12 protein-coding genes are annotated in these 13531 nt (G+C 63.9%); 6 read left to right on the plus strand and 6 right to left on the minus strand.

The features are described 5' to 3' along the window. Positions 1-84: 84 nt before the first annotated feature. Genes ACTJKX_RS11150 through ftsE form a run of 3 tightly spaced genes read right to left on the minus strand, consistent with a single transcriptional unit; the run spans position 85 to position 2558 of the window. Positions 85-933, minus strand: coding sequence for a YdcF family protein (locus ACTJKX_RS11150; RefSeq protein WP_394311081.1), 849 nt, complete (start codon positions 931-933; stop codon positions 85-87). A 9-nt stretch (positions 934-942) separates the two neighbouring features. Then, a complete protein-coding gene (locus ACTJKX_RS11155; RefSeq protein ID WP_367626645.1) occupies positions 943-1893 on the minus strand; it encodes a cell division protein FtsX in 951 nt (316 codons plus the stop codon). Further along, positions 1884-2558: a cell division ATP-binding protein FtsE gene (ftsE, locus tag ACTJKX_RS11160; protein WP_068299045.1), complete on the minus strand. Its 675-nt coding sequence runs from the start codon at positions 2556-2558 to the stop codon at positions 1884-1886. The genes ACTJKX_RS11155 and ftsE overlap by 10 nt, the downstream gene beginning before the upstream one ends. A gap of 249 nt (positions 2559-2807) precedes the next feature. On the opposite strand from ftsE, the gene hpt reads away from it, so the two are divergent. The 3 genes from hpt (at position 2808) to ACTJKX_RS11175 (ending at position 4453) form a co-directional block, all read left to right on the plus strand. After that, entirely contained in the window at positions 2808-3338 is a 531-nt protein-coding gene (gene hpt / locus ACTJKX_RS11165) for a hypoxanthine phosphoribosyltransferase (protein ID WP_068299041.1), read from the plus strand. A 160-nt stretch (positions 3339-3498) separates the two neighbouring features. After that, positions 3499-4002, plus strand: coding sequence for a hypothetical protein (locus ACTJKX_RS11170; protein ID WP_440725298.1), 504 nt, complete (start codon positions 3499-3501; stop codon positions 4000-4002). A gap of 163 nt (positions 4003-4165) precedes the next feature. Continuing rightward, the gene (locus ACTJKX_RS11175; protein WP_440725299.1) at positions 4166-4453 is read left to right on the plus strand and encodes a hypothetical protein; all 288 of its coding nucleotides are present in this window, start codon (positions 4166-4168) and stop codon (positions 4451-4453) included. Between the two features lie 171 nt (positions 4454-4624). On the opposite strand, the gene ACTJKX_RS11180 is transcribed toward ACTJKX_RS11175, so the two are convergent. Both ACTJKX_RS11180 and ACTJKX_RS11185 read right to left on the minus strand, forming a co-directional pair. Continuing rightward, positions 4625-5470: an alpha/beta fold hydrolase gene (locus ACTJKX_RS11180; protein WP_440725300.1), complete on the minus strand. Its 846-nt coding sequence runs from the start codon at positions 5468-5470 to the stop codon at positions 4625-4627. 143 nt (positions 5471-5613) lie between these two features. Then, positions 5614-6309, minus strand: coding sequence for an alpha/beta fold hydrolase (locus ACTJKX_RS11185; protein WP_440725301.1), 696 nt, complete (start codon positions 6307-6309; stop codon positions 5614-5616). A 159-nt stretch (positions 6310-6468) separates the two neighbouring features. Between ACTJKX_RS11185 and ACTJKX_RS11190 the strand changes: the two genes are divergently transcribed. Continuing rightward, complete coding sequence (locus tag ACTJKX_RS11190; RefSeq protein WP_440725302.1) at positions 6469-7095, plus strand: CGNR zinc finger domain-containing protein; 627 nt, start codon at positions 6469-6471, stop codon at positions 7093-7095. Between the two features lie 162 nt (positions 7096-7257). Here the strand turns inward: ACTJKX_RS11190 and ACTJKX_RS11195 are convergent, their stop codons facing one another. Beyond that, positions 7258-8964, minus strand: a complete 1707-nt coding sequence (locus ACTJKX_RS11195; RefSeq protein ID WP_149252641.1) for a formate--tetrahydrofolate ligase — start codon at positions 8962-8964, stop codon at positions 7258-7260. A gap of 499 nt (positions 8965-9463) precedes the next feature. Between ACTJKX_RS11195 and ACTJKX_RS11200 the strand changes: the two genes are divergently transcribed. Further along, positions 9464-11380: a potassium transporter Kup gene (locus tag ACTJKX_RS11200; protein WP_367626639.1), complete on the plus strand. Its 1917-nt coding sequence runs from the start codon at positions 9464-9466 to the stop codon at positions 11378-11380. Positions 11381-11611: 231 nt separating this feature from the next. Continuing rightward, positions 11612-13528 (plus strand): potassium transporter Kup, encoded by a 1917-nt coding sequence (locus ACTJKX_RS11205; protein WP_440725303.1) that lies wholly within the window; start codon positions 11612-11614, stop codon positions 13526-13528. The last annotated feature ends 3 nt before the right edge of the window (positions 13529-13531 follow it).

Genomic DNA, 13531 nt, shown 5'->3' on the forward strand with positions numbered 1-13531 from the left:
GAAATCCCGATCAAGGATGCACTTCTACCTCTGAGCTTTGCGATGCGAGGACAGGACGGCTCTATCCTGCTCTCGCAACATCCCTCACTCGGCCCGCGCCTGCACCCTCTCCGCCGTGGCCCGTTCCATCCGGAGCTGGAAGGTGGCACCTGCATATTTCACATATTCCGACAGCAGCAGGCGGATGCTGGCCGGATCGGACCACCAGGAATCGAGCCTGAGATTCTGCGAGATCACGGGATAGGCGATCAGCGTGGTATCCGGCAGCACCCGGCGCAATTCCAGCAGCGAACGCGGCATATGGTAGTTCGAGGTCACCACGATGATCGACTTGAACTGCTTGTCGCGCACCCAACGTGCCGTTTCCAGGGCGTTGCCGAGGGTATTGAGGGCATTGCGGTCGATATCCACGCAGCAGTCGAGCACCTCGACGCCGCCGGCGCTATGTCCGGCCAGCGCCTGCTGGCTGGTGGCCTTGTTGACGCCGGTGATGAGAAGCCGCCTGGCACGGCCCTGGTTGAGCAGGTCGAAGGCCTCGCTGATGCGGTCGGCGCCGCCGGTGAGGGCAATGATGCCGTCGGCCCTCACCGCCGGGCTGGGCGTCTGGTTCTGCAGGCTGGAGACGAAATAGGCGAAATCCGTCACCACGGCCGCGGTGAAGAACAGCAGGCAGGCGCCGGTGATTTCCATGACCCAGCGCAGCCAACGGCGCGGCCGCCTCGGCGGGTGCTCCGCCTGGGAGGGGGAAGCGATGCCATCGATCGTCGAGGCCTGCCGCATCGGACGCGCCCATGTCAGCCGGTCGAATCTGGCTAGCCTGCGAAAACTGGCCAATCCGCCATATCCGAAATTCTTACGGATGGTTTGGGCGAAAATGGGGTCGGCGGGGCGGGTGTGTAGCGGAATGGGCGCAGAGCCCTGCCAGACGCTCATGGATGACCCCTATATGTGGCCTCGCAGCACACGGTGAACCGTCATGCGCGATGTAACGCCGGTGATGATGGCAATGAGCACGACTGCCGCGGCAATGGCGGCATAGCCGCGCCAGTCCATGTTGAAGGAGCCGAACAGGGCTTCCATCTGGTCGCCCGCCGCCGTGGCCGTGAAGCGCGAGGCCAGCATATGGGCAAAGAGGAAGGTCAGCGCCGCCGCGCCGCCGCCGATGAGCCCGCCCTTGAGACCGAGCCAGAGGAAATGGCGCTGGAATTCGTTGGCGATGAAGCTGTCATGCGCGCCGACGAAGTGCAGCACCTCCACCACGTCCTTGTTGCCGGCCATGGCGCCGCGGGTGGCGAATACCACCGACAGTGCCGTGGCGACGACCATCAGCACGAGGATGGCCAGGCCCGCCAGCACCATGGCACGCGCCATGGCCGCCAGGCGTGCGATCCAGAAGCGGTGATCGTCGAGGCTGGCGCCGGCCACGGTTTCGGCCAGCGTCTTCTTCAAGGTGGCGAAGTCGGGCAGGCTGCCCGGCGTGATCTTCACCACGATGAGGCGCGGGATCGGCAGGTCGCCCATGTCGAGGCCCTCGCCGAGCCAGGGCACCAGCATGCGCTCGGTTTCCTCGCGCGAATAGACCTGCACGTCGCTGATCCCTTCGGTGGCACGGGCGGCGACGACGGCCTTGGCGATCTCGGCCTCGACGTCGCGCCCCTCCACCGGGCGGACCTGGATGGTGACCTCGCGCGCGATCTGCGAACCCCAATCGGCGGCCGCGCCGGCAATCAGCAGCACGCCGCCGGCCGTAAGGGCGACCAGGAAGGTCATGATGGCCACCACGGCCATCAGCGAGCGCCCTGCGATCGAACCCGACGGCACGATCGGGGCAGCCGGGCGGATCAGCGTCTCGGCGCGCCGGCCGGCAGGCTGGCCTCTGTCGTTCACGACCATGACGCGGGCTCCTGGACCGTGACATGGCCATCCTCGAGGCGCAGGCGCCGGGCGGGGAAGAGTTCCATCAGGCTTTCGTCATGGGTGGCGATCACCACCGAGGTGCCGGAACGATTGAGTTCGATGAACAGGCGCAGCAGGCGCCGCGCCAGGGCCGGATCGACATTGCCGGTCGGCTCGTCCGCCAGCAGCAATTCGGGGCGTACGATCAGGGCGCGGGCGATGGCGGCGCGCTGCTTCTCACCGCCGGACAATACGGGCGGCAGCACATGCATGCGCTCGCCCAGCCCGACCCAATGCAGCAATTCGACCACTTCGGCCCGGTAGCGCGCCTCGTCCTGGCCCTGTACGCGCAGGGGCAGGGCGATGTTCTCATAGGTGGTGAGGTGGTCGAGCAGGCGGAAATCCTGGAAGACGATGCCGATGCGCCGCCGCGTCTCGGCGAGGGCGTGCTTGGAGAGGGTCGACACCTCCTGGTCGAAGGTGTGGATGAGGCCACGGGTCGGCTTGAGGGTGAGAAAGAGCAGACGCAGCAGCGTGGTCTTGCCTGCGCCGGAAGGACCGGTGAGGAACTGGAAGGAATTGGCGGGCAGGTCGAAACTGACGTCGCGCAGCACTTCCGGGCCCATCCCGTAGCGCAATCCCACATTCTCGAACCGAACCAAGACAGAATCTCCCCAAGACGGCCCCGACCGCCTCGGCTGCACTGTGCCGGGAGGGCGTTAACGAGGTGTTAACGTTAACGAAATGACAACGAATTTAACCTTCGGAAGATCTCCCTTTTCGCAGGCAGGAGGGAAGAGCTCTGCCCGACCGGCGATCCGGCGGCTGTGGGTGGGCGGCGGGCGGCACTGCAACGCCATTGTCGCCGATACCCTCCTGCGGCTATGGTGCCGGCAGAAATGAGGAGTTCGATGGCCACGTCGCGTAATATCAAAGTCCTGTTCGATGCCGAGACGATTGCCAAGCGCAATGCGTCCCTGGTGCAGGAGATCAAGGCCCGCAATCTCGAGAATCTGCTCGTGGTCGCGGTGCTGAAAGGATCCTTCGTGTTCACGGCCGATCTCCTGCGCGCCATGCACCATGCCGGCATGGCGCCTGAGGTGGAGTTCGTGCACCTGTCGAGCTATCGGGAGGCGACCGTATCGACCGGCACGGTGAACATTCTCCATGACGTGGAGAGCGACGTTCGCGGGCGCAACATCCTCCTGGTCGACGACATTCTCGAATCGGGGCGCACCCTGGCCTTCGCCAAGGACCTGCTCGCGGCGCGCGGCGCCAAGCAGGTGCTGAGCTGCGTGCTCCTCGACAAGCCGGGCAAGAGCGCCGTCAACATCAAGGCCGATTTCATCGGCTTCGAATGCCCCGACGTCTTCGTGGTCGGCTATGGCATGGACGTCGCCCATTCCTATCGTCAGCTGCCCTTCGTCGGCGTGGTCGAGTAGAAGTGCCTTGATCTTGCCGTGCAGGCAGGAGCGTTTTGCGTTGGCGGCATCGCCAGGAATCGCAAAGATGCGTCGAACCAAAGAGGCAGCGCAAAGCAGCGTTGCCGACTAAACGCGCTTTGCTCTAGAAGCCGGCGGCATGGCAGGCCTCGGAGGACATATGGCTGGTATCCTGGGCGCGCACAGCGCCCGTTTCCTGTTTCGTGACGACAAGGGCAGCATCGACCGGCAGACCTGGTGGCGCGGCATGGCGGTGCTGGCCGTGGTCCTGGGGGCGCTGGTGGCAGTGGCCTACGGGCTTAATCATGTCCTGCCGCGCAATCCCGCGGCGGCCGAAGCCCTGGTCGACGAAGTCGCCCGCGAGCATACCCGGCTGATGACGGCACCCTATTATCTGTCGCTGTTTGCGATCGACGTCATCTATCTGGTGATGGTGCTGGTCTCGGTCTGCATCTATTTCGTCGGCGCCAAGCGCTACAACGATCTGGGCCGGCCAGCGCAACTGGCGCTCATCCTGCCCGCTGCCATCTATTTCCAGATCTTCTCGCCGATCCTCAGCGACCAGCTGTTGCCGGTCTATGGACGCTGGATCGTAACCCTAGCCATGCTCGCCGTGCTCGTCTGGCAAATCTATGAGCTTGGCTTCAGGAAAGGCCGCCTCTAGGCTACCCCGATGGGCCGGTCTTCCGACCGGCCATCCCTTGTCGGCCTGGCACGACTTCGGGATTGGTTTGCGTTACGTCAATCTGGTTATCTAGCCTGACCTGTTCACCTTGCATTCAGATCATACTGCTAGACATCGAGTATTGAAATTGAGGGAGGGAGCTATGAAACTATCCCTGAAGCTGTTTGTTGCAGCTGGCCTGACCGCCGGAAGTATGCTGATTGCTCCGCAGATTGCCTCGGCAATGCCGATGGCACCATCCGCGCAATCGCAGGCCGACAACGGGCTCGTCCAGCAAATTCGCCGTTTGTGCCCCTATGGCATGCACCGCTCCCCCTATGGCTGTGTCCCCGATCGTGGTTATCGGCGTGGTTGGCGCGATGACGGCGGCTGGCGCTATCGGGAACGTCCCCGCCGGTATTATCGCGACTATGACTATCAAGAATATTGAGGGGCGAATGACGCTGTGCCGAACGATCCCGGTACAGTCGGTTGCCCGGACACGCTTGGTATCGCTCGCGTAGCAACATCGACCCCACGGTTCACCGAACCGTGGGGTTTTGCATGGCGGATGGGGATGGCGATGCCGAGGCGTCATCCGCAGGCTGTCCGGACACCGCGCTCAACGCGGCAGGAAATCCCTGATCGCCGCTGCGATCTCCGTCGCATGCGTCTCCAGCGCGAAGTGCCCCGTGTCGAAGAAACGGATGACGGCGTCTGGGATGTCGCGCTTGAAGGCTTCGGCGCCGGGCGGCAGGAAGAAGGGATCGTGCTTGCCCCATACCGCCAGCAAAGGCGGCCGGTGTGTGCGGAAATAGGCCTGGAAGGCCGGATAGAGTGCGACATTGCTCTTGTAGTCGCCGAACAGATCGAGCTGGATCGCCTCTGATTCAGGGCGGGCCAGGTAGAAACTGTCCAGCGAGTAGCCGTCAGGCGAGACCGTGTGCGTATCCGGCACGCCATGGGTATATTGCCAGATCGTCGCCTCCGGCCTGAGAAAAGCCTTCAACGCCTGCCGGTTGGCCTCCGACGCATCCTCCCAATAGGCGCGGATCGGGTTCCAGCCCTCGCTCAGCCCTTCTTCATAGGCGTTGCCGTTTTGCGTGATGATCGCCGTGATGCGTTCGGGATGCCTCAAGGCGAGGCGAAATCCCGTCGGAGCGCCATAGTCGAACACGTAGATCGCATAGCGGTCGAGGCCGACGATCTCGGTGAAGCGGTCGATCACCGCGGCGATCGCTTCGAAACTATGGCCGCTCGCGGGCAGGCACGACTGGCCGAAGCCTGGCAGATCCGGTGCAACGATATGAAAACGGTCGGCCAGAAGCGGCATCAGGTCGCGAAACATATGGCTCGAACTCGGAAAGCCATGCAGCAGCAGGAGCTTGGGCGCCTGCGGCGACCCCGCTTCTCGATAGAAGATCTTGAACCCGTTCACGTCCGCGGTGCGGTAGCTGATGGTCGTCATGGTTTTCTCCTGCCTGATATAACCTAATTGATTGATAGTTTCGGGTTATGCCGTGGTCGTGGTGGCTGGGAATGCGCGGCCCTTTGACCTTCACCTTCGGCTCGCGCAGGGCTTTGTTCGTCGGGGGAGTTCGGGGCTTGGCTTCACGCCGAGGCGGTGTCGCGGATCGCCTCTTGAATGATGGCGAGGACCGTGTCCGGTGCCGTCACCATGGGGGTGTGATCGACCGGGCGGGCATGAATGCGTGCCTGCATGCGTCTCGCCATGAAGTGCTGATTGTCGGCGATGATCATGCGGTCCTGTTCGGCGACCAGGAACCAGGCCGGCACCTGCTTCCAGGCCGGGCGACCGACCGGAGCCGTAATGCAGGCCAGTGAGATCGGCCGTTGCACGGCGGTGAGCAGCGCCAGTTCGCCGGCCGTTGCTCCTGGTGCAAACGCGGTGGAGACGGCTTCCGGCGGCAGATAGATCAAGCCGTGGTCGTCCGGGGCAAGTGTCGGCGCCTCGGGATGCGGCCGACCGCGATAGAAGACATCTGCAACCGTCTCTCCCTCGTCCAGTGCCAGGGCGGCCACATAGACCAGCGACGCGACCTTCCTGCTTTGCATGGCGGCGATGACGGCGCCGGCATAGGCATGACCGACCAGAACAACCGGGCCAGGCACGCGGTCCAACGTGCGCTCGAGCGCTGCCACGTCGTCGGCGAAGGAGGTCAGCGGCAGCGGCGCCGCAACCGTGCCGTACCCTTCCTCGGCGAGGGGACGGATGATTTTTGCCCAACTCGTGCCATCGGCCCAGGCGCCATGGACGAGAACAACGCTGACAGGCTTGCGGGGCATCGACGTTCTCCTCTATGGCATATTTAGAGTAACTGTCTTGATGGCTATAAAATGGTTACTTCAGCTTATCGTAACTTGTCAAGCCTTGTTGAACGGGTTATTTGAGGGATGGACAGATGCTTGGCGCCGGCAGGATGCCGGCCGCAATGGGAGTATGTGATGGATGTGCGTTCCCCCGCCCTTTTCGTCGCTGACGCCGAGGGGCTGGATTTCCTCAATTCCGTGGCGACGCCGGTCGACACGCCGGTCGACTGGATCGACAACGGGGACGGCCTGCTAAATTGGCTGGAGCAGGCGCGGTTGCTGCCGCCGGACATTGCCGAGTCCGTGCGGGCGCAAGCGCTGCCCGAGGAACTCGACAGGGTGGCCGGCCAGGCCAGGGCCTTGCGCGAATGGTTCAGGGGCTTCGTGCGAAAGCATCGGGGCAGGCCGCTTGCAGCCGATGCGGTGGGCGAACTGGAGCCGCTCAATCGCCTGCTTGAGCGCAATGAAGGCTTTCACCAGATCGCACCCAGGCAAGGCGAGGGGCATGACGGGCTGGAGTTCCAGGCCTTGCGCAAATGGCGCTCCCCGGAGGCCCTGCTCCAGCCTCTTGCCGAAGCCATGGGGCGTTTCGTCTGCACGGAGGACTTTTCAAACGTGAAGGCTTGCGAGGGGGCGTCCTGCACGCTTGTGTTCGCGGATCATACACGCGGGCATCGGCGGCGATGGTGCAGCATGGCGCTCTGCGGCAACCGGGCCAAGCAGGCCGCCCATCGGCACCGGCTCAAGGCGGAGCAGCCTTGAATCGTCGGCTACGGCGATGTGTTCGTCGCCGAGCGATCGGAAGGGTCGCAGCATAGCGGCCCTGCCCAGTAAAGCGCGTTCAGCTGTACGCACCCGTTGGTCCCGGCTCTCGAGCCGGTGTTGCCATGCCGGTCGCACCGGACCGGCATGGCAGACCCAGGATCAGAACAGACCTTCGATCTGGCCCTTGGTGTCGAGACGGATGAACTCCGCCGAGGGCACGCGGGGCAGGCCCGGCATGGTCATGATCTCGCCGCAGACCACCACCAGGAAGCCTGCGCCGGCCGACAGGCGCACTTCACGGATCGGCACGACGTGGTCGACCGGCGCGCCGCGATGGTTCGGATCGGTCGAGAAGGAATATTGCGTCTTGGCCACGCAGATCGGCAGATGGCCAAAGCCGGCAGCCTCGATGTCCCTGAACTGGTCGCGGACCTTCTGGTCGGCGATGATATCGGCGGCGCGATAGATCTCCTTGGCGATCAGCTTCATCTTGTCCCAGAGCGGCATCTCGTCCGGGTAGAGGGTGCGGAATCCGCGGCCGTCGAGCGGATGCGGTGCCTCGGCCAGCGCGACCACGCGGCGGGCGAGTTCCTCGGTGCCCTTCGAACCTTCGGCCCAATGGCTGCAGACCACGGCGTCGACGCCGAACTGCTCCTTGCAGACCTGGGCGATGAGCTCATGCTCGGCCGGCGTGTCGGCAATGAAGTGGTTGATGCCGACGATGGCGGAGACACCGAACTTGCGCACGTTCTCGACATGGCGGCCGAGATTGGCCAGGCCCTTGCGCAAGGCTTCCAGATTCTCCTTGCCGAGCTGGTCCTTCGGCACGCCGCCATGCATCTTGAGGGCGCGCACGGTGGCGACGATCACCACGGCTGCCGGGGTGAGGCCCGCCTTGCGGCACTTGATGTCGAAGAACTTCTCGGCACCGAGGTCGGCGCCGAAGCCGGCTTCCGTCACCACGTAGTCGGCGAGCTTGAGGCCGGCGCGGGTCGCGGTCACCGAGTTGCAGCCATGGGCGATGTTGGCGAAGGGGCCGCCATGCACGAAGGCGGGGTTGCCTTCCAGCGTCTGCACCAGATTGGGCTTCAGGGCGTCCTTGAGCAGCACCGTCATGGCACTGGAAGCCTTGATGTCGGCGGCGGTGATCGCCTTCTTGTCGCGGGTGTAGCCGATGATCATCTTGCCGAGGCGTTCCTCGAGATCGGCGAGGTCCTTGGCGAGGCAGAACACGGCCATGACTTCGGAAGCCACGGTGATGTCGAAGCCGTCTTCGCGCGGGAAGCCGTTGGAGACGCCGCCGAGCGAGGAGTTGATGGCGCGCAGCGAGCGGTCGTTCATGTCGAGGACGCGGCGCCAGGTGACGCGGCGGGTGTCGATGCCGAGCGCATTGCCCCAATAGATGTGGTTGTCGATCATCGCCGACAACAGGTTATGCGCCGAGGTGATGGCGTGGAAGTCGCCGGTGAAGTGCAGGTTGATCTGCTCCATCGGCACGATCTGGGCATAGCCGCCGCCGGCCGCGCCGCCCTTGACGCCGAAGCAGGGGCCGAGCGAGGGTTCGCGCAGGCAGATCATGGTCTTCTTGCCGATCGCGGCCAGGCCGTCACCGAGGCCGACGGTGGTGGTGGTCTTGCCTTCGCCGGCCGGAGTCGGGTTGATGGCGGTGACCAGGATCAGCTTGCCGTCGGGGCGATCCTGCAGGCCGGGGATCTTGTCGAGATCGATCTTGGCGATATGTTTGCCGTAGGGCTCGAAGGCCTCATCGGGAATGCCGGCTTTCTCGGCAATCGCCTCGATGCGCTGCATCTTGGCTTGACGCGCGATTTCGATGTCGCTCAGTGGCTTTTTCGGGTCTTGGGCCATGCTGGTTCCCTCTGGGGCGGTTGTTCTGCGCAGTTGAGACATATTTTCACGGAAATGAAAATATCTTTCTTGGCAGTAGGGGCTTGTATTGCGACGATTACGGAAAAAATAAGAGAAAGACTGTTCCGAATACGACGCGGCGTCGCATGAAAGATAGGTAGCCGATTGCAATCGAATCGGCTTGTCCGAAACCGTCACAGGATGTGTCGCCTTCGCGATGATGCGCTCGGGTTGAATGTGGGCTATGCATGGTTTCGGGACCGATTGGCTGGGGAGTTGTTGGTCAAAAGGGTTGCGGGCCTCTATGCCCGACCGGCAGAAGAGTGTAAGAGGCCCAACCCCGAGGGCAGGAAACCCCGGGTTCGACCGGCGTGCCGCCACTTGCCGTCCGGCCCTGATGCGACCGGCGGCGCCTTGAGCCGCATTTTGGAGAGCGAAGATCGCATCTCGCGATCGACCGATCGAAACAATCCCAACAGGTCAGAACGGAGTTGCCCGCATGGGGCTCGCGAACGCCGTCGAGAACGGCGAAGACACCACCGAACACAAGCATAGCGGCGGGTTTGCCGCGTTGACGCTTGGCTCCATCGGCGTCGTCTATGGCGATATCGGTACCAGCCCGCTCTATGCCTTTCGCGAGGCCGCCCATGCCGCCACCGATGGCGGCAAGAACGTCACGCCCACCGCCGTGCTCGGCGTGATTTCCCTGATCCTGTGGGCGCTGATCATCATCGTCACGCTCAAATATGTGCTGCTGCTGCTTCGGGCCGACAACAAGGGCGAGGGTGGCACCCTGACCCTGATGGCGCTGGCCCAGCGGGCCCTCGGGCGCACCGGGGCACCCATCGTACTGCTCGGCATCGTCGGCGCTTCGATGTTCTATGGCGACGCCATGATCACCCCGGCTGTCTCCGTGCTGTCGGCTGTGGAAGGCCTCAAGCTGGTGGCGCCCGGCTTCGACGTCTTCGTGGTGCCGTTGACGCTGGTGATCATCGTCGCCCTCTTTCTGGTGCAGAGCCACGGCACGGCGCGGGTCGGTGCCTTTTTCGGCCCGGTCATGGCGATCTGGTTCACGCTTGTCGGCGTGATCGGCTTCGTCAATTTCCTGCAGCATCCCGGCATCATCGCGGCGATCAATCCCTGGTATGCCGCCGAATTCCTGCTCACCCATGGCCATATCGGCTTCGTCACGCTGGGCGCGGTGTTCCTGGCCGTCACCGGCGGCGAGGCGCTCTATGCCGATCTCGGCCATTTCGGCCGCAAGCCGATTCAAACGGCCTGGCTCGGCCTGGTGCTGCCGGCCCTGACCCTCAATTATCTCGGCCAGGGCGCCCTGGTGCTCAATGATTTCAGTGCCCTGGAGAACCCGTTCTACCGCCTGGTGCCGGCCTCGCCCCTGTTCCTGGTACCGATGGTGATCATGGCCACCAGCGCCACCATCATCGCCAGCCAGGCGGTGATCACAGGCACCTTCTCGCTGACGCGGCAGGCCGTGCAACTCGGCCTGGTGCCGCGCATGCGCATCTCGCACACATCGGAGCACCAGTCCGGCCAGATCTTCATCGCCCAGGTCAACGGCATGCTGCTTGCCGGCGTGGTGCTGCTGGTCTTGGTGTTCGAGAGTTCCTCGCGCCTGGCTTCGGCCTATGGCATCGCCGTGACCACCACCATGGTGGTGGATGCCATCCTCGCCTTCGTGGTGATCTGGCGGGTCTGGCTGTGGAAGCCCTGGGCCGCCGCGGCGATCATCGTGCCCTTCCTCCTCATCGATTCGATCTTCCTCGGCGCCAACCTGCTCAAGCTGTTCGACGGCGCCTGGCTGCCGATCCTGATCGCCCTCGGCCTGATCACGCTGATGGTCACCTGGCGGCGCGGCACGCGCCTGGTACTGGAGAAGTCCCGGCGCACAGAGGTGCCGCTGATGACCATCGTCAAGAGCCTGGAAAAGGGCTCGGTCGCCCGCGTGCCGGGCACGGCGATCTTCCTGACCAGCGATCCCGATTACGCGCCCACGGCCATGCTGCACAGCCTCAAGCACTACAAGGCGCTGCATGAGAAGGTGGCCATCCTGACCATCGAGACCACCGACGATCCGATCGTGCCGGGAGGCGGACGGGTCTCGATCGAGGAGATCTCGGCGTCCTTCACCAAGATGAAGGTGCAGTTCGGCTATATGGAAAGCCCGAACGTGCCGAAGGCGCTGGCGCTGTGCCGCAAGGCCGGCTGGTCCTTCGACATCATGTCGACCTCCTTCTTCCTGTCGCGCCGCCATCTGAGGGGTGGCAAGCAGCCCACCATGTGGCGCTGGCAGCGCCGGCTCTACATGATCCTCGCCCGCAACGCCGACGATGCCAGCGACTATTTCTCCATCCCCTCCAACCGCGTGGTGGAGATCGGCACGCAGGTCCTGATCTGAGACCAGGCTGATCTGAAACAGTCATGCTCCCGGGAAACGGTTCCGGCGGCCGGCTTTTGCGCATCCGCAAGCCGGCCCGGCCTCGTCGGGAGCCCTTTGCCGTGAAATCGGAAAGGTGTAAGAGAGCGGGCTTGCTGCGCTGCACAAACAGGGGACGGGCTTGCCTGGCGATGGCAGCCGCGCTTTTCATCTTCATTCTGCCCGACTTCAACATATCCAACGGAGGCCCGTATGGGGCTTACGCATAGCGCCGACACCGGCGAGGAAACCAGTGGCCATGGTGGTGGCTTCTGGGCGCTGACGCTCGGCTCCATCGGCGTCGTCTACGGCGATATCGGTACCAGCCCGCTCTACGCCTTCCGCGAGGCGCTGCATGCGGCGACCGAGGGTGGCAGGCTGATGAGCCAGGAAGCGGTGCTCGGCGTGATCTCGCTGATCCTGTGGGCGCTCATCGTCATCGTCACGCTGAAATATGTGCTGTTGCTGCTCCGGGCCGACAACAAGGGCGAGGGTGGTACCCTTACCTTGATGGCGCTGGCCCAGCGGGCCCTGGGGCGCTCGGGCACCGTGCTCCTGCTGCTCGGCACCATCGGGGCTGCCATGTTCTATGGCGACGCCATCATCACGCCGGCCGTGTCGGTGCTCTCGGCAGTGGAAGGCATGAAGCTGGTGACGCCGGCTTTCGATCCCTTCGTGGTGCCGATCACCGTGGCGATCATCGTGGCGCTGTTCGCCGTCCAGAGCCACGGCACGGCGCGGGTCGGCGCCTTCTTCGGGCCGATCATGGCACTGTGGTTCGTGGTGATGGGTCTGGCGGGCCTGTGGCACATCAAGGATGCACCGGTGGTGCTCGCAGCCTTCAATCCCTGGCACGCCGTCGCCTTCATGCTCAGCCATGGTCATATCGGCTTCGTGGCGCTCGGCGCAGTGTTCCTGGCGGTCACCGGGGCCGAGGCGCTCTATGCCGATCTCGGCCATTTCGGCCGCAAGCCGATCCAGATGGCCTGGATGACCCTGGTTCTGCCTTCGCTGGCGTTGAACTATCTCGGCCAGGGCGCGCTGGTCTTGAACAACCCGGCACCCCAAATCCTCGACAATCCTTTCTACATGCTGGTGCCCCAGAATCCGATCTTCCTGGTGCCGATGGTGGTCCTGGCGACGGTCGCCACCATCATCGCCAGCCAGGCCGTGATTACCGGCGCCTATTCCCTGACGCGCCAGGCCATCCAGCTCGGCCTTCTGCCGCGCATGAAGGTGGCCCATACCTCTGAGCACCAGTCGGGCCAGATCTATATTGCCCAGGTCAACGGCATCCTGCTGGTCGGCGTGCTGATCCTGGTGTTGGCCTTCGAGAGTTCCTCTCGCCTGGCTTCGGCCTATGGCATCGCGGTGACCACCACCATGGTGGTGACGGCGATGATGGCCTTCCTGGTGATCTGGAAGGTCTGGCGCTGGTCGGCGCTGACGGCGGCGCTGATCATCGTGCCGTTCCTGCTGATCGACCTCGTCTTCCTCTCCGCCAACCTGCTCAAGGTGCATGATGGTGGCTGGGTGCCCCTGATGATCGCGGCTGCCCTGATGATCCTGATGATCACCTGGCGGCGTGGCACGCGGCTGGTGCTGGAGAAGACGCGACGCACCGAGGTGCCGCTGATGACCATCGTCAAGAGCCTGGAAAAGGGCTCGGTTGCCCGCGTGCCGGGTACGGCAATCTTCCTGACCAGCGATCCCGACTATACGCCCACGGCGCTGCTGCATAGCCTCAAGCACTACAAGGCGCTGCATGAGAAGGTCGCGATCCTGACCATCGAGACCACCGATGATCCGATCGTGCCGGGAGGAGGCCGCATCACGCTCGAAGAGGTCTCGGCCTCCTTCACCAAGATGCGGGTGCAGTTCGGCTATATGGAAAGCCCGAACGTGCCGAAGGCGCTGGCGCTCAGCCGCAGGGCCGGCTGGTCCTTCGACATCATGGACACCTCCTTCTTCCTGTCGCGCCGCCACCTGCGCGGCGGGGCGCAGCCCCTGATGTGGCGCTGGCAGCGCCGGCTCTACATGATCCTCGCCCGCAATGCCGACGACGCCAGCGACTATTTCTCCATCCCTTCCAACCGGGTGGTGGAGATCGGCACGCAGGTCCTGATCTGAGGC

Source organism: Labrys sp. 22185 (assembly GCF_052045555.1).
Lineage (GTDB): Bacteria > Pseudomonadota > Alphaproteobacteria > Rhizobiales > Labraceae > Labrys > Labrys neptuniae.